The organism is Gluconobacter sp. P1D12_c (assembly GCF_018812105.1).
Taxonomy (GTDB): domain Bacteria; phylum Pseudomonadota; class Alphaproteobacteria; order Acetobacterales; family Acetobacteraceae; genus Gluconobacter; species Gluconobacter oxydans_A.
Genome location: NZ_JACSIQ010000007.1, coordinates 19475 through 35151 on the forward strand (window position 1 = coordinate 19475; position 15677 = coordinate 35151).

Consider the following 15677-nt stretch of genomic DNA (forward strand, 5'->3'; position numbering starts at 1 on the left):
GATGCAGGTACTTCTTGTTGAAGACGATGTGGCCGTGGCCCTCGTGGTAAAGACGGTTCTGACGCGGGAAGGATGGGACGTTCATCTGGTTGAGGATGCTGAAAGTGCCTTGGCATGGGACGGGTCCGCAGACCTGCTGGTGACCGACTACAATCTTCCTGGTGTGCTCAACGGTCTGCTGCTGGCCCGGAAACTGCGGGAACAGAATGCCAGCCTTGCTGTGGTTCTCATGTCAGGAGACTTCGAGGAGGGGCAACTGATGGAGGAAAGCGTGGCTGTTCTGCCCAAGCCATTCCGCAGGAATGCGCTGCTTGAAGCCATCGATCAGGCTCGGAACGCAATCCGGGCTTGAGTTGTAGGGGAAGAGTCCCCTACATGGCCCGCTGTTTGCCACGCCCAGAAGAAAGCAGTGCCGCCATGTCGTTTCAGGAACCCCAGCCGCTCAACCTCAAGGACTACATCCGTGAGGTTCCCGATTTTCCGAAGCCGGGCATCCTGTTTTACGACATTTCCACGTTGATCCGCTCTGCCGAAGCCTGGCAGGTTGCGACGGGCCGTCTGGCACGTATCATTTCTGCTTGGCAGCCGGACCTGCTGGCTGGCATCGAAAGCCGCGGCTTCCTGACAGCAGCGCCTCTGGCACAGCGCCTCGGCTGCGGCTTCACCATGTTGCGCAAGCCGGGCAAGTTGCCGGGTGAGACAATCTCCCTGAAGTATGGTCTCGAATATGGCGAGGACGAACTCCATATTCAGGCTGATGCCATCAAGCCGGGTCAACGCGTTGTCGTTCTTGATGATCTGTTGGCCACCGGTGGCACGCTCGCTGCCTCCATCGACCTCCTGCGCAAGGTTGGTGCAGAAGTTGTGGGTGCCAGTGTGTTGATTGAGCTTGCAGGTCTTAAGGGACGTGACAAACTGGATGTCCCGCTGAATTCGCTCATCACTTACGAAGACTGAGGAACTACCATGTCCGGCATTTCTTCCCTGTGGCAGACCCGCTATCGCACTGACGCCCCGAAAGACCTGCCGGACAATCCGGTTCTTCAAACTCTCCTGAAACACCATTCCGTCCGGGCATATCTGCCGGACGCGTTGCCCGCCGGGACGCTGGAAGCTGGAATCGCAGCATCCTCTTCTGCAGCAACGTCCAGTAATCTGCAGGTCTGGTCCGTTGTTGCGGTTGAAAATCCGGAGACACGGGCAAAGCTTGCCGAGCTTTGCGGTAATCAGAAGCACATCGAAGTTGCACCGTTGTTTCTGGCCTGGATCGTCGATCTGGCGCGTCTGGAACGGATTGCGGAACGGGCAGGCAAGGGGAGTGAAGCGCTGGATTATGAGGAGATCTTCCTCATGAGCACGCTGGATGTCGGTATCGCTGCCCAGAATGCTGTGACAGCGTTCGAGTCCATGGGGCTTGGGACCGTTTATATCGGTGGTTTGCGGAATCATCCGGAAGACGTTGCCAGGCTGCTAAACCTGCCGCCCAAAACCGTTGCAGTTGTTGGCCTCTGTGTGGGACGTCCTGATCCGTCGGCTCAGAACGGTTACAAGCCGCGTCTGGGGCAGGATGTCGTTGTGCACCGTGAACGCTATACTTCCGCAAATGAAGCCGAAGGTGTTGCCGCCTATGACCGCGTTGCCGACGCCTATCAGCAGGAGCAGGGCCTTGCACCGCGAGCATGGTCTGAAACCGTGGCAAATCGTGTGGATAGCTACCACGGGTTGAGCGGCCGCCATGTCATGAAAGCCGTGCTCAACCGGCTGGGGTTTGCGCTGAAATAAGATGGTGGTGACGGAAGCTGGACGCGGATGCTTGAACCTCTGAGCACGCATTGAAGAGAGCCGGGTTTTGAGACATCTGTCTCCAACCACGCTCAGTGCTGCTATTCCACGTCGAGCCCCTAATTCCGGAGTTTTGTCCTGAGCGATTTTCTTTCTCCGGATCTTCCGGTTACAGCTGTTCTTCCTGATCTTCTGAAAACGTTAGAGCAGCAGCCGAACGCTGTTCTCGTTGCTCCTCCCGGTGCCGGTAAGACAACTCTGACGCCACTGGCACTGCTTAAGGCACCATGGCTTGCGGGACAGAAAATCATTCTGGTCGAACCTCGTCGTGTTGCTGTGCGAGGGGCCGCGGCACGGATGGCCTCCACGCTGGGAGAGCGACCGGGTGAAACTGTAGGCTTTCGTACGCGCACCGACAGTGCAGTCTCAGGCCGAACGCGTATTGAAGTTGTGACGGAAGGGTTACTTGTACGGCGCCTTTTGGCAGACCCAACATTGGATGGGGTCGGTGCTGTCCTGTTTGATGAGGTGCATGAGCGCTCGCTGGATCTGGATGCAGCTTTGGGGTTCTGCCTGGACCTTCAGCGTGAACTCAGGCCGGATCTCCGCATTCTGGCCATGTCCGCAACGCCTGATGGGCGTGCGTTTACAAATCTTATGAATGCCGCCCTGATCGAGAGTGAAGGCCGACAATATCCCATCGATATACGCCACACCCGGGATGTAATGCACCCGCGTGACCTGCCAGAGGCCTGCGCGCGCGCTATTCGGCAGGCTTTTACAGAGGAAGAGGGCGATATTCTTGCGTTCCTTCCCGGTGTTGGGGAAATTCGCCGAACACAGGCTCTGCTTGGAGATGCTGTGCCTGTTTTTCTTCTTCATGGAGAACAGACGACAGAAGATCAGGACCGCGCGATTGCGCCATCCGACAGACGGCGTGTTGTGCTGGCAACCTCCATTGCCGAGACTTCCGTGACGGTTTCTGGCGTTCGGATTGTTGTCGATGGTGGTCTGCGCCGGGCACCGCGTCTGGATTCCAGCACAGGGTTATCCCGGCTGGAAACACTGAAGATTTCGCGTGCGACGGCCACTCAGCGCGCGGGGCGTGCCGGGCGTCAGTCTCCTGGTGTCGCGATCCGTCTGTGGTCCGAGGCGACGCAACGCTCTCTGCGGCCACAGGATGCGCCCGAAATCCTTGTTGCGGATTTAACGGACTTCGCTCTCGTGACGGCAGCCTGGCAGGACGTCATGGGAACAGCGCCCGACATGTTGCCACTCCTTGATGCGCCTCCTGCCGGAGTGCTTGCGGGTGGGCGTGAGTTGTTGCGTGAGTTGGGTGCCCTGAATGAAGCCGGTCAGATTACGGCTCTTGGAAGACGCATGGTGGGGCTTGGAACACACCCACGTCTTGCGGCCATGCTCTGTGCGGCGAAAACTATCCCCGAGCGTGTGACGGCTGCCTGCCTCGCCGCTCTTCTGGAAGAGCGTGATCCTTTGCGCCCCAGACCGCATATGCCTTCCGGGGCATCTGCGGGAGCGGACATCCGCACACGTCTGGCTTTGTTTGAGCGGGATGATCCACGAGCGGACAGGGCCAGCCTGTTCCATATGCGTCAGGCGGCGAAGCGCTTTCTGCGTCGCATGGGTGGCAAAGACCTTCCACTAAGTCCGATGCCGTCTCATGCAGGGCCGCTTCTGGCCGCCGGTTTTCCTGATCGTGTGGCGCAGGCTGCGGGAGAGATTGGACGATTTCGGCTTGCGGGCGGCGGGAGCGCCCGTGTGCAGGCCAATTGCGGTCTTGCACGTGAAAAGCTTTTGGCTGCGGCAGCGTTTCACACGCGAACGTCGACGGAAATCACGCTTGCGGCGCCTCTGGATGCTGAACATTTGCCCCAGACGCTTCTGGATCGGACAACCGAGCAGGTTGAAACCAGTCTGGATGGGGCCTCAGGTCGGATCATCGCGCGACGCAGGCTGCGTCTGGGCGCGTTGATCCTGCGTGATCGCAATACAGAAGTAACGCCTGAGGAGGCGCAGGTACTTCTTCTACAGCAAATTGCGGCTGATCTTGCCCGCGCTCTGAACTGGTCTGACGCAGCGTTTCAGTTCCAGGCCCGTGTGGCGCATGCACGCGCGACCTACGCACCTCATCTGCCGGACCTGTCGATGGCCGCTCTTGCTGATGATCTGGCATGGCTGGAGCCATATCTCGCAGGCTGCGACCGTCTGACTCAGGTGAAAGCTCTCGATCTTCTGTCCATTCTTCGCGCCCGTATGGATTACAGCGACCTTTCCGCGCTGGATCGAAAGCTGCCGCCTCGTCTGACGCTCAAAGCCAGCACCCACGACATTGATTATACGGGGGCCGTGCCAACAGTGTCTGCACGAGCACAGGCATTCTACGGCACGGCCGGAACGCCGTTGCTCGCTGATGGCGCCGTGCCGCTTCAGTGTGCGTTGCTGTCGCCGGCGGGCCGCCCACAGGCCATTACTGCTGATCTTGCCGGTTTCTGGAAAGGGAGCTGGTCAGATATGCGAAAGGATATGCGAGGGCGCTACCCAAGGCATGACTGGCCCGAAGATCCGGCAACGGCTGAACCGCCAAAGCCACGTCCCAAACGCTAGGTTCCATCAGGCCATCTGGAAAACTGCCTTACGGAACAGGGAACGCACGCCCTCGGCGTCCACCTCCGTGCAGATCTGAACAGATGGGCGATTGTCCCAGTCTCCGGGTGGATAAACCCGACCGTCTGCTTTCTGAACAGATTCACCAAGGGTAACGCCTTCCGTTGAGACGCGAACGGCACCTTTCTGGGTTTCGAACAATTCCGGCGCAATCACGTATGCTGCGGCAGAGGCATCATTGACATAAATGCCGTCCAGACCCAGCCCCCGATGAAACGTCATGTAGACCCGCGTGATATCCCACAGGAAACGACCTGACTGGCCCCCATGCTGGCGCAGGTTTTCGAAGTAGGCGTCTGTCATCAGGGTTTGTGTCGTGACATCGAGCCCTACGATTGTCACCGGCCAAGGAGCGGCACAGATCTCATCGGCAGCTCGTGGATCGCCATGGAAATTGGCTTCTGCCGCGGGTGTCACATTTCCCCGTGCCTCGTGATGCCCGAATGCGCCGCCCATCAGCACGACATCCTTCACCAGACTGGCAATGTCTGGCGCCTTGCGCAGAGCAAACGCGAGGTTTGTCATGTGTCCTGTCGCGACGAGAGTGATCTCGTGTGGGGTGGCGCGCACCAGATCAATGATGAGATCATGCGCGGGGCGAGGATCGAGTTTTTTGTGGACGGCCGAGAGAGGAATATCTCCCAGAGCGTTTCGTCCATGAATGGTCACAGGAGGGGACGATGTCACACCATCCAGAGACGCGCCCTGGCCTTTTGAAACCGGGACATCGATCCGGAAGCGTTCGGCCAGATAGAGCGCATTGCGTGTTGTGGTGTCGATCAATCCATTACCGGCCGCAGTCGTAATGCCCATCAGCTCGATGTTTGGCGTGCCATGCAGCAAAAGAAGCGCCATTGCGTCATCGATGCCAGGATCTGTATCGAAAATGACTTTTCGTTGCGCAGGTGCAGCGCGGGTCATATTCGGGAGCAGAGACAAGGATGCAAACCCGGCGGACTGAGCGAGCAGGGAGCGACGGGACATGCGCATGACAGGTTATTCCTTGAGAAAACGAAGTTACCGTTACCATCAAGGAATGACCTGTCTGCGGCAAGCTTTTAGCGGAGCCTGATTGCGAAGCGTCCTGCGCCAGCGGCGGCAAGAGCGAGTAGGCCCCCTGCAATGCTGATGTTCTTATAGAAATGGATCATCATGTCGTAGCGGAGCATTCCGGACATCGTCCAGAAATGATGGCCGATCAGCCCTGTCACGATGGTGTAGAGGGCAAGAACAATCGCAATGGGTTCCACTAAAATGCCGCCAAGAAAAGCCAGTCCTGCCCCGAGTTCCACGACGATAGCGAGGATGGCTGACAGGGTTGGAACAGGCGCGCCGGTCTGAATCATATAAGACACTGCTGCGGGGAAGTCCGCGAGTTTGCCCCATCCCATGACGAGGAAAAGACCGGCGAGCAATACGCGACCTGTGAGGAGAAGGGCATCGCGAGGCAGAAGATTGGTGAGCATCGGGAAAATCTTTCGAAGCAGAAGAACTGCCTTGAAAGTATGAAAAATAGATATTTTAAAAAATAGAAATGATAGAATGATATGATTTCTAAAATAAACATTATTGGGTTTTTACATCTCTCTCCGGCCTGGCAGGAAACCCCTGTCTGCGGCTTCTTTTAGGAGCTTTGACGGTTTTGTGTTAGCAGCTGAAACATGACGATGTTCGTGACCTGTTTCCCATGAATCGCTCTTTTCAGGCCGCTGCAATCGGGGCCGGAACAGCGACTGTCGTGACAGTAGGCCTGATGCTGGCATTGCGTCTGCACAGCCACGGAGAGCAGCACGCTCCTATATCTCAGCCTGCTACAACAACCATTCAACAGCAGGCCGTCAAACCGCTTTCGTCCGTTAGTCCGGACAGCCCTCTGGCAGGAGAAAGCACGGACGCACACGGGATTCCGACGCAGCCGCCGGTTCCGGCCGCGGCACCGGCACTGCCTCCCCTGTTGGTGAAATACGGTCCTCTGAGTTTTGCGCCGCTTGTGCGTCAGGTCATTCCGGCCGTTGTGAATATTGCCATTACCCAGAGCAGCCCGGACGGGCATGATCACGTCCCACCGCAAATCAAGGGAACCCCGCTGGAAAAGCGCTATCATGACCGCATGAAGCGCCAGCAGGACGAAATGGTTGGGGCGGGCTCGGGCTTCATCGTGGATGCGACCGGAATCATTGTGACCAACCGGCACGTTGTCGGCGGAGCGGACAAGGTAGTCGTCTCCCTTTCCAACGGTCATGAAATGCCGGCCCGTCTTCTGGGAGCTGATCCGCTGACGGATATTGCCGTTATCAAGGTCGATAGTCCTGAGCCGCTGCCGCACGTCACCTGGGGGGACAGCCGCCAGACGGATATCGGAGACTGGATTCTGGTCGCAGGGAATCCCTTCGGGTTTGGCTCGTCCGTGACGGCGGGCATTGTCTCTGCCGTAGGGCGTGATCTGGGTATCGGCTCGCTGGACGATTTCATTCAACTCGATGCCCCCATTAATCCGGGAAATTCTGGTGGTCCTGCCTTCAATATGCGGGGACAGGTCGTGGCGGTGAATGCTGCCATCGTGACGCCTGCTGGGGGCTCCGTAGGCATTGGTTTTGGTATTCCGTCCGAAATCGTCGCCCCGATCGTGGCTGAAATCGAAGCAACCGGGCATGTCGAGCACGGCTGGCTCGGTATTACCCTTGATGACGGGGACACGGACGTCGGTATTGCGGGTGTCGATAACGGTGGACCGGCCCAGAAAAGCGGTCTGCGCCGTGGCGACATCGTACGGCAGGTAGATGGAGCGCCCGTCATCAGCGCCCGTATGCTGTTGCGAAGCATCGCTGCAGCCCGGCCGGGCATGGTTCTAAACTTTGGCGTCAGGCGTGGCGGCACGGACCTGACGCTTCCCGTTCATATCGGACCACGCCCCAAGAACGCGGATAACTGATCGAGCCTCCACTTTGACCCGTGGACACAAGCCGGTATTCTGAGGCCCTGATACGGCGCTCAGTCGCCCGGAAGGAAGAGAGTAAAATCAATGCGTATCCTGCTCGTTGAGGACGATTCCACAGTCCGCGCCTTTGTGCTCAAGGGATTGCGTGAAGCCGGGCACGTCGTGGATGAGGCGGATAACGGCAAGGATGGTCTGTTTCTGGCTGTCAGTGAAAATTATGACGTTGTGATTTTGGACCGCATGCTGCCCGGCGGGATTGACGGCCTGCGCATTCTGGAAACGCTGCGTGGACAGCAGAATGCGACGCCGGTTCTGTTGCTGTCCGCTCTGGCAGATGTTGATGAACGCGTGGCTGGCCTGAAGGCCGGTGGCGATGACTATATGACGAAGCCATTTGCCTTCTCAGAGCTTCTGGCCCGGATTGAGGCGCTCGGACGGCGTGGTCGGCCTGAGTCTGCTCCTCAAACACGTCTGACTGTGGGCGATCTGGAGATGGATCTGCTTTCCCGGACGGTGAAGCGTGGGAACGAGAAGATTGATCTTCAGCCTCGCGAATTTCGTCTGCTGGAATTTCTGATTCGTCATGCGGGGCAGGTTGTCACGCGGACCATGCTGCTGGAGCGCGTGTGGGACTATCATTTTGACCCACAGACCAACGTGATTGACGTGCACGTTTCACGCTTGCGCCAGAAAGTGGACAAGCCGTTTGCAACGCCCCTCATCCATACGATCCGCAACGCCGGATACATCCTGCGCGCGGACTGACCCGTGAAAATCTGGCGCGGGTTTCGCCGTCTCGGGAAGCGTTTGCGCTGGCCGATCCGGTCTGCAGGGCTGAATTTCGCGCTGGCTTACGGGTTAGTGTTCATCATTTCTGCGGGCGTGTTCCTGTCGTTCATCTGGTGGAACACCACTGGCCAGCTTGACCGTCAGGTCGAAGCTGCCGTGCAGGTGGATGCCCACGATCTGGCACAACGCTGGGTTCATGGTGGCCCGGCGGCTCTGGCGCTCGCCATTCAGGACCGACTGGATCAGAATGTCGAAGATGACGAGCTGTATTTGCTCGTCGGGCCTGATGGTCGCAAATATGCTGGAAATCTACCGGGCTGGCCTGTGGTCATCACCCAGATGGATGAGTTTTATGAACTCTCCATCCGCCGGGATGGTTTTCGCACCCAAGCCAAGATGCACGCCTTTCCGCTGTCGGAAGGCTTTCGCCTGATTGTTGGGCGGGATGTTCGCGGCCGTCAGGTCGTCCGGCATGTTCTGACCGATACGCTTATCTGGGCCTGGGTCATGGTGTCGCTGCTGGCGGCGGGTGGAACTCTCGCCATTCGGCGGATTTTTCGCCAGGTCGTGCGCTCCATTGCCCGCACGACGTCTGCTGTGGCGCAGGGAGACCTCGGTCGCCGCATACCCCTGACCGGCAATGAAACCGATCTTGTCGCTCAGACAGTCAACACCATGCTCGAACGTATCAACCGTTTGATGGATGGCGTGCGGCAGGTCTCGAATGCCATTGCCCATGACCTGAGGACGCCCATTGCACGAGCGCGCGCGCGTCTGGAGGATGCGAGCCTGACTGCTACGTCTGAAGACGAGCTCCGCGCGGCTATTGATCGTGCCGTTCTGGATCTGGACCATGTGACGTCCATTTTCGAAGCTCTTCTCCGTATCGCCCAGCTTGAAGCAGGCGCGCAGCGGGCGGCGTTTACAGTGCTGGACATTCCGCCTTTGCTGGAAGGTCTGAGCGAGCTTTATGAAGCATCCATGGAAGATGCCGGTCTGAAACTCGATGTGCGGATCGGGGCATTGGCACCGGTTAATGGTGACCCGCATCTTCTCCAGCAGGCTGTTGCCAATCTTCTCGATAATGCCATCAAGTTCGCGCCGGAAAATACGACGATTACCCTCTCTGCCGTCATGCAGAAAGGGCGTGTTGCCGTCAGTGTTTCAGATCAGGGCCCTGGCATGAGTGAACAGGATATGGCCCGTGCGTCAGAGCGATTTTTCCGTGCAGAAACAGCGCGGAATACCCCCGGTGCAGGGCTTGGTCTTTCTCTGGTTCAGGCCGTTGTTCAACTGCACGGTGGAACCATGGAGCTCTCGGACGGAAAGCCAGGGCTGCGAGTAACACTGCTTTTGCCAGCTCTCCAGAATGCAAAGACCCTCCCTGCATGACGGAAGTTTCATTCCTCCCTCACCCGTGGCTTAGGTGAGACTGTGTAAAGAGGGCGGAATGCGCCTTCTCCCTCCAATGTCTGTCTGTCTTCTGGGTCTGGTGGGAAGCCTTGCGGCTGCCCCGGCTGGACATGCGCCACCGCAGAATGCGCCTGCTCGACCTGTCTCCGGGAAAGAAGAAGGCGTAATTTCCGTGACGTCTGACAGCGCGGAATACTGCACCCAGCTGACACAGAACGTGGATCATCTTCTGGCGACACCCCATGGAATCCCTGTTGGGGCTATGGATGATGCGCACCGCCTCCGGATTGAAGGCGATACACTCTGCAAGCATCATCACCTGCGGGCAGGGATCGCGAGGCTGCGTCGTGCGTTGGTCCTTTTGGAACATAGTCAGGAGCACTCATGAAGCGTCTTTTCCGTCTGGCCACCCCACTCGCTGTTCTGTCTCTGGCGATTTGCTGTCAGGCACGGGCAACAGAACCCCAGACGGCCGGGACAGAGCTGGATTTCACAGTCACGGGTGAAGCCCATGCCGCGCCAACGCTTCTGACGGTGCGCCTCTTCGGGCGAGCGGAGAGTGCCTCTGCCATTGAAGCGCAGAAAACTCTAAACGCCCATATGGCCGAAGCCATGAAAATGGCATCCGGGGTGTCAGGAATTGAGGCGCAAGCTGGCAGCTATTCCCTGTCGGACCAGACGCCAGAGCATGGTCCGACGCGCTGGACTGCCCGTCAGGATTTGAGTCTGAGCGGGAAGGACGCCGTGTCTCTTCTGGATTTGTCAGGCAAGCTGCAAAGTCACGGTTTGATGATGGATGGCCTGGATTGGTCTCTGGATTCCGAAACACGGGAGACGTTACTGCGCCAGGCCCGTACCCAGGCACTCCAGAAAGTCCGGCAGGAAGCCGATGAAAGTGCCAGAACGCTGGGACTACATGTTGTGCGACTGAAGCAGGTTCGGGTGTCTTCAATGGAACCGGGACCGCGTCCGGTCATGTTGATGGCAGCTCGTGCGGCTAGCGATTCGTTCACACCGCCGCAAGGTACTCCGCAGGAACAAACCCTTCGCGTTACAGTGAGTGTTGAAGCCGAACTGGCTCCCTGACATGTCACGTTTGACGGTCTGGCATGATGGAAACTGTCCTTTATGCCAACGTGAAATCGCCTTGATGCGTCGGCTGGACCGGCGTGGAAACATCGATTTCATTGATGCGTCCGGAGAAATTGCGGATTGCCCGTTAGACCGGAAAGCCTTGCTCGCCCGGTTTCACGCACGCGAGGGCGAGCAGCTCTACGACGGCGCGGCTGCTTTTGCGGCCATGTGGCGTGCCATTCCGGTTCTCCGGCCTTTGGGCGAAGTCGCCCGTTATCCACTGGTGCTTAAAGGCCTTGAGGCCTTGTATGGGCAGTTTTTAAAAGTACGGCCCATCCTTCAACGGCTGGTTCGCAAGGCCGGCCGATAAGGCATCCTTCATTTTTTATTCGGAATAGTTGTACAAGCTGTAAAATTCAGACATGGTTTGACATGAAATGTCGTAAAGGGCTGTGTCATGAAAGTCTGGATGCCTCTTGTTGCCGCATTGCTTGCCTTAGCGCCTTCTCTCCACGCTCAGGAAAAACTGGTCGTGCAGGGTTACTCTGCAGATCAGACCCGACATGCCGTGGAAGAAATCGTCCAGCCCGCCAGTGGTCGTCAGATTGCTCGTTGGGACCAAACGGTCTGTTCGCAGTTCATCGGTTTTCCAGCCGGGGTAGAAGAGAATTTTCAGAGCCATTTGGCGGAGCGTTTTGCGAAATATGGTGTTCACCTGCGGGCAAATTGCAGGATACCCCGGCTTTTCATTCTCGCTACCGTTCATGAAGACGATCTCATCTCCCACATCCTGGATCGTGATCCCTATCTCATGCAGGGTCTCGACACATCGCCCGTCTTTAATGACAACATTCGTCTTCCGTCTCCACGCGTGAAGAAAGCCCTGCAGGAAAGTTATCCTGTTCGCTGGTTTGCGGATGTCGGGATTGAGGACGCTTACCACATGCCCATGCATGTTGGTCCCACACTTATGGGCCCAGCCTATGTGCATGAGCCGTTAGTGACGTCTTTCCTCGGATCGCAGACGGTCGAAACGATCAAGTATATGGCTGTGACGGTAGATCTTTCGAAGATGGATGGCGTCTCATGGCCGTCTCTTTACGAGTATGTCTCCATGATCGCCCTCACAAATCCGGCGCTTAAGGATTACGACACTACAGAGAGCATTCTGGGCAGCTTCGTACAGAAGAAGCTGCCACAGCAGGGTAGTTTTTTCATGACTAACCTGGATGACGCCATTGTTCATCAGGTCTATTCCCTGGACCCTGCTGAAGATGGCCGCTCAGAGACGCAGAAAATTACGTGGGACGTTACGCCAGTCTTCATCACTGAAGTGCTTTCAGGACAGAGCCATCGTGGTCAGATCACCGCAAAGGGCAGCGGTATTAACGGTCACGACGTGCTCTTCCAGAAGCCATTCGGGGCGCAGACAATCCAACACATGAATAGGAACAATGCGCCCTTCGCGTGCTGTCAGGGTCGAGGCAGCCTGCAGCGCGCGGGGGGAGTGTCTTTCCATGATCATGACGGCACATTCCGGCAAGGCCCCTGGATCCACGCGCTGGATACGGTCGGCCAAACCGGGTGAAAGACGCTGCATCCAGTCCAGTGCGTGATCTGGGCCAAGAACCAGAGCAGGGTTGCCGGTTCCCAGAGCCATACCGACAGCCCTGAGAATGGCAGGCCAGCTTTCACCTGCGCAGAGTACCGGGCCACAGGGCTTGAGTGTCAGTGTGTTGGTCTCTCCAGCAGGGCCGGGCAGTGTCATTGAGAAGCCCGTCATGGCATGCGCAATATCCTGTCGGATCTGGCGGGCTGAGACGGCATCCCGGCTTTCAAGAAACGTCACCAAACTCTGCGCATGGCGCGGGATACTACCCGGATTTGCATCTTTAGGCGCAAACCATGGGGATGTGCGGGCACTCATGCGGCGGAGGGCAAAAGGACCGCCTGCCTTGGGGCCACAACCGGAAAGTCCGGACCCACCAAAAGGTTGTGAGCCAATAACTGCCCCTGTTATGGCCCGATTGACGTAGATGTTCCCCGCCTGAATGCGGTTAGTCGTGCGAGCCACTGTCATGGCGACACGCGAATGAACGCCAAAAGTCAGGCCGTACCCCATGGAATTTACAGCGTCGATCACGCCGTCCATTTCGTTGCGATTGAAGCGACGCACATGCAGGACCGGCCCGAACACTTCATGCGGAATATCGGCAACGCGGCCGATTTCAATCAGCGTCGGGGGAAGGAAATGGCCGTATCGACAGTTTTCACCCAGTTCGGGGGACCAGACCGTCCGGCCAGCCCGACGCATCATTTCAATATGATCCATCGCTTCTGTCCGGGCTTCCGGCGAGATAATTGGCCCGATATCCGTTGAAAGGCGTGCCGGATTCCCAATAGCCAGATCCTGAATTGCGCCCTTCAAAAGCTCAAGAACATGGTCTGCACAGTCGTCTTGAATCAACAGGATACGAAGAGACGAACAGCGTTGCCCCGCACTGTCAAAAGCAGAGCTCAGAATATCCTGCACGACCTGTTCTGCATGCGCGGAGCTATCGACCAGCATTGCATTCTGTCCGCCCGTGCGCGTCACGAGAGGAACAGGTGTGCCCGTGCGCCCCTGCCGATCAAAGATCTGGCGTGAAACGGCTTTGCCAACGGGCGTTGAGCCGGTGAACATCACGGCATCGACCCGGTGATCAGCTACCAGACGTTCTCCCACCGATCCGTCGCCGGGTAAAAGGTGCAGAACTTCAGGTGGAATCCCAGCATTGTGCAGAAGCTGAACGGTGCGGCTTGCAATAAAGGGGGTTTGCTCGGCTGGCTTGGCCAGAACAACATTTCCAGCGGCAAGAGAGACGGAAATCTGTTGCACGAACGCCGCCAGCGGGCTGCTCCAGGGGCTGATACACGCCACAAGGCCGAGCGGTGAGGCCTGCAAATGATAATCCCGCCCTTGCAGGCGTTCCGCATCATGGCGAAGAATACTGACGGCCTCACGGACTTCATCCTGAGCAGCTGGAAGAGTCTTTCCAGCTTCCCGTACCAGAAGCGCCATTAGCTCAATCCGTTGGGCTTCAATCAGATCAGCAGCTCTCACCAGACAGGCAATCCGCACCTCAGGGCTGCTGCCTGCCCAACTGGCAAGCGCATGCTCCGCTGTCTCCAGTGCAGACAGCAGTGTCTTTCCATCAGTCTCGACAACGTCTCCAATAGGGTCATGCCGGTCTGCGGGGTTGTAGAGCAGACGGGAGCGGTCGTGCTGACTGGTGACACCCGGCGTCAGAGCGCGGGCGTGGAGGAAAGGCGCATCTCCATCAAGGGTTTCATGGAGGGCCCGAAGTGTCAGCTCATTGAAAAGATCGAGACCTGCCGCGTTGCGTCGCCCAGGCTGGAAAATGTCTGACGGCGCACGAACTGCACGATTAGGGCGCTCGGTTCTCAGAATGGCGCGTGTTGCCTCGACGGGGTCAGCCGTTAACGCTTCGATCGTAATGGCCGGATCTTCGTCGCGGCTGACAACAAGCGAGGCAGCCCCATTTTCCAGTAGCTGTCTCACGAAACTGGGCATGAGTGCCGCGACTTCCCCGATGGGAGCATGCACCCGGCAGGGCAGGTTCATGCCCTGTTGGTTTCGCAGATGCTGCGCGAGAGCCAGCCCCAGCCCATGCAGGCATGCGAACTCGAAATCTCCCGGCCGAACCTGCCCTGCGAGCGCCAGAATATGACCAATAGTCCGCGGGTTATGGGTGGCAAACTGCGGGTAGGTGGCATCTAGCGCTTCAAGCAGCTGTCGGGCGCAGGCAAGATAACTGACATCCGTGTGGCAACGGCGCGTGAAAACAGGGAAGTCAGCCAGTCCGGTTTTCTGGGCTTGCCGAATTTCCGAATTCCAGCAGGAGCCTTTGACCAGTCTGACAAGAACGCGGCGCCCGGAGCGTCGTCCCAGATCAATAAGAAAATCTACGACAGCTGAAGCACGACGATCATAGGTCTGGACGGTCATGCCAAGCCCGTTCCAGTTCCCGAGTTCAGGCAACACACAGAGAGCCTCAAGCAGATCCAGCGTCAGCTCAAGATGTGTGCTGTCTTCGCTGGAGAGCAGGATGCCGACATCCAGTTGCCGGGCCCGGATGGTAAGCCTTTGCAGGATCGGCAGCAGCTCCGTCATGATCCGCTCACGCCTGAAACGGCTGAATCGCGCGCTCAATGCCGGCAGACGTACATACAGCATCGGGCGATCATGAAAGTCGCCGGTGATGCCAGCGTGTTGGCTGATATCTTCCAGTGCGTCTTCATAGACGGTAAGGGCATCGAGGGCTTGATGAGCCGTCAGAGCGGTGTTGACCTGCGGATCATATGCATATGTCAGCCCGTATTTTTCTGCAGGGGCGGACAGTCTCAGAGCCTGAGCCAGCGTAGAGCCCAGAATAAATCCGCTTCCTACCGCACGGATAGCTTTTTCCAGACTACGACGAACCATGGGAGTAGATGTCTGAAGGGTTAGCCGACGAAGGCTGAACCCCCTGCTCTGGTTGAAGCGCCCTGCAAGGGACAGGTTCAACGCAATCGAGTTCACAACCGATGCACGGCGTTTACTGATATGCCGTCCCCAGTCAGTAGCTCCCACGAGAGAACGGATCAGTGCATCCTGAGTCGCAGAATCCGGAATGCGCAGAAGCGCCTCTTCCAGAGCCAGAACAGATTGCCCTTCAGGTGAAGACAGAGGGAATGCCTGCAAAAGGCTCCCCACAATATCGGGCGAGGAGTCTCGTGCGGCCTCAGCAAGGCCATGGGCTATTCTGGTAGCCTGACGATCCTGCTCAGGTGTCAGGTCAGCACGCGGCAGCAGCGCATCCACACATTCCGCCTCGGGCCGGTAGTGAGCAGCGGAAACAGCGTTGCGGAGCGATGAGCGTGGTGCGCGCGAGAGTAGAAATTCCGCAAATGGCGCGGCGGGGCGTGAAGCCGGGTTCGTCGTCGGATGGGTCAT

Annotated in this window: 13 protein-coding genes; 10 read left to right on the forward strand and 3 right to left on the reverse strand. The window is 57.8% G+C overall.

Features of this window, described 5'->3' with window-relative positions; all coding sequences use genetic code 11:
- The first annotated feature begins 1 nt into the window (after position 1).
- From KP705_RS09375 to hrpB, 4 genes are all read left to right on the forward strand, one after another.
- On the forward strand, positions 2–352 hold the full coding sequence (locus tag KP705_RS09375; RefSeq protein ID WP_046900605.1) for a response regulator: 351 nt from the start codon (positions 2–4) through the stop codon (positions 350–352).
- Positions 353–417: 65 nt separating this feature from the next.
- Complete coding sequence (locus KP705_RS09380) at positions 418–957, forward strand: adenine phosphoribosyltransferase (RefSeq protein ID WP_046900606.1); 540 nt, start codon at positions 418–420, stop codon at positions 955–957.
- A gap of 9 nt (positions 958–966) precedes the next feature.
- The gene (locus KP705_RS09385; protein WP_203547946.1) at positions 967–1782 is read left to right on the forward strand and encodes an NADPH-dependent oxidoreductase; all 816 of its coding nucleotides are present in this window, start codon (positions 967–969) and stop codon (positions 1780–1782) included.
- Between the two features lie 138 nt (positions 1783–1920).
- Positions 1921–4407, forward strand: a complete 2487-nt coding sequence (gene hrpB / locus KP705_RS09390) for an ATP-dependent helicase HrpB (protein WP_215764407.1) — start codon at positions 1921–1923, stop codon at positions 4405–4407.
- A 6-nt stretch (positions 4408–4413) separates the two neighbouring features.
- On the opposite strand, the gene KP705_RS09395 is transcribed toward hrpB, so the two are convergent.
- On the reverse strand, positions 4414–5457 hold the full coding sequence (locus KP705_RS09395) for a nucleoside hydrolase (RefSeq protein ID WP_215764362.1): 1044 nt from the start codon (positions 5455–5457) through the stop codon (positions 4414–4416).
- A 68-nt stretch (positions 5458–5525) separates the two neighbouring features.
- Positions 5526–5933 (reverse strand): DoxX family protein, encoded by a 408-nt coding sequence (locus KP705_RS09400; protein ID WP_215764363.1) that lies wholly within the window; start codon positions 5931–5933, stop codon positions 5526–5528.
- A gap of 221 nt (positions 5934–6154) precedes the next feature.
- Here KP705_RS09400 and KP705_RS09405 point away from each other — a divergent pair, with 221 nt between their 5' ends.
- The 6 genes from KP705_RS09405 to KP705_RS09430 all read left to right on the forward strand — a co-directional run bounded on the left by KP705_RS09405 (position 6155) and on the right by KP705_RS09430 (position 11051).
- Entirely contained in the window at positions 6155–7399 is a 1245-nt protein-coding gene (locus KP705_RS09405) for a S1C family serine protease (RefSeq protein ID WP_203547943.1), read from the forward strand.
- Positions 7400–7489: 90 nt separating this feature from the next.
- Entirely contained in the window at positions 7490–8170 is a 681-nt protein-coding gene (locus KP705_RS09410; RefSeq protein ID WP_046900612.1) for a response regulator transcription factor, read from the forward strand.
- 3 nt (positions 8171–8173) lie between these two features.
- Positions 8174–9586 carry a HAMP domain-containing sensor histidine kinase gene (locus KP705_RS09415; RefSeq protein ID WP_046900613.1) on the forward strand — a complete coding sequence of 471 codons (1413 nt, stop codon included), beginning with the start codon at positions 8174–8176 and terminating at the stop codon, positions 9584–9586.
- 58 nt (positions 9587–9644) lie between these two features.
- A complete protein-coding gene (locus tag KP705_RS09420) occupies positions 9645–9995 on the forward strand; it encodes a hypothetical protein (RefSeq protein ID WP_046900614.1) in 351 nt (116 codons plus the stop codon).
- On the forward strand, positions 9992–10693 hold the full coding sequence (locus tag KP705_RS09425) for an SIMPL domain-containing protein (protein ID WP_046900615.1): 702 nt from the start codon (positions 9992–9994) through the stop codon (positions 10691–10693). The genes KP705_RS09420 and KP705_RS09425 overlap by 4 nt, the downstream gene beginning before the upstream one ends.
- A gap of 1 nt (position 10694) precedes the next feature.
- On the forward strand, positions 10695–11051 hold the full coding sequence (locus KP705_RS09430) for a thiol-disulfide oxidoreductase DCC family protein (RefSeq protein WP_046900616.1): 357 nt from the start codon (positions 10695–10697) through the stop codon (positions 11049–11051).
- 969 nt (positions 11052–12020) lie between these two features.
- Here the strand turns inward: KP705_RS09430 and putA are convergent.
- Complete coding sequence (gene putA, locus KP705_RS09440; protein ID WP_215764364.1) at positions 12021–15677, reverse strand: bifunctional proline dehydrogenase/L-glutamate gamma-semialdehyde dehydrogenase PutA; 3657 nt, start codon at positions 15675–15677, stop codon at positions 12021–12023.

Coding starts and splice junctions, on each gene's coding strand:
- KP705_RS09380 (WP_046900606.1), top strand. CDS start 418: ATGTCGTTTCAGGAACCCCAGCCGCTCAACCTCAAGGACTACATCCGT.
- KP705_RS09425 (WP_046900615.1), top strand. CDS start 9,992: ATGAAGCGTCTTTTCCGTCTGGCCACCCCACTCGCTGTTCTGTCTCTG.
- KP705_RS09410 (WP_046900612.1), top strand. CDS start 7,490: ATGCGTATCCTGCTCGTTGAGGACGATTCCACAGTCCGCGCCTTTGTG.
- KP705_RS09385 (WP_203547946.1), top strand. CDS start 967: ATGTCCGGCATTTCTTCCCTGTGGCAGACCCGCTATCGCACTGACGCC.
- KP705_RS09395 (WP_215764362.1), bottom strand. CDS start 5,457: ATGCGCATGTCCCGTCGCTCCCTGCTCGCTCAGTCCGCCGGGTTTGCA.
- KP705_RS09400 (WP_215764363.1), bottom strand. CDS start 5,933: ATGCTCACCAATCTTCTGCCTCGCGATGCCCTTCTCCTCACAGGTCGC.
- KP705_RS09405 (WP_203547943.1), top strand. CDS start 6,155: ATGAATCGCTCTTTTCAGGCCGCTGCAATCGGGGCCGGAACAGCGACT.
- KP705_RS09375 (WP_046900605.1), top strand. CDS start 2: ATGCAGGTACTTCTTGTTGAAGACGATGTGGCCGTGGCCCTCGTGGTA.
- KP705_RS09430 (WP_046900616.1), top strand. CDS start 10,695: ATGTCACGTTTGACGGTCTGGCATGATGGAAACTGTCCTTTATGCCAA.
- KP705_RS09420 (WP_046900614.1), top strand. CDS start 9,645: ATGCGCCTTCTCCCTCCAATGTCTGTCTGTCTTCTGGGTCTGGTGGGA.
- putA (WP_215764364.1), bottom strand. CDS start 15,677: ATGACCCATCCGACGACGAACCCGGCTTCACGCCCCGCCGCGCCATTT.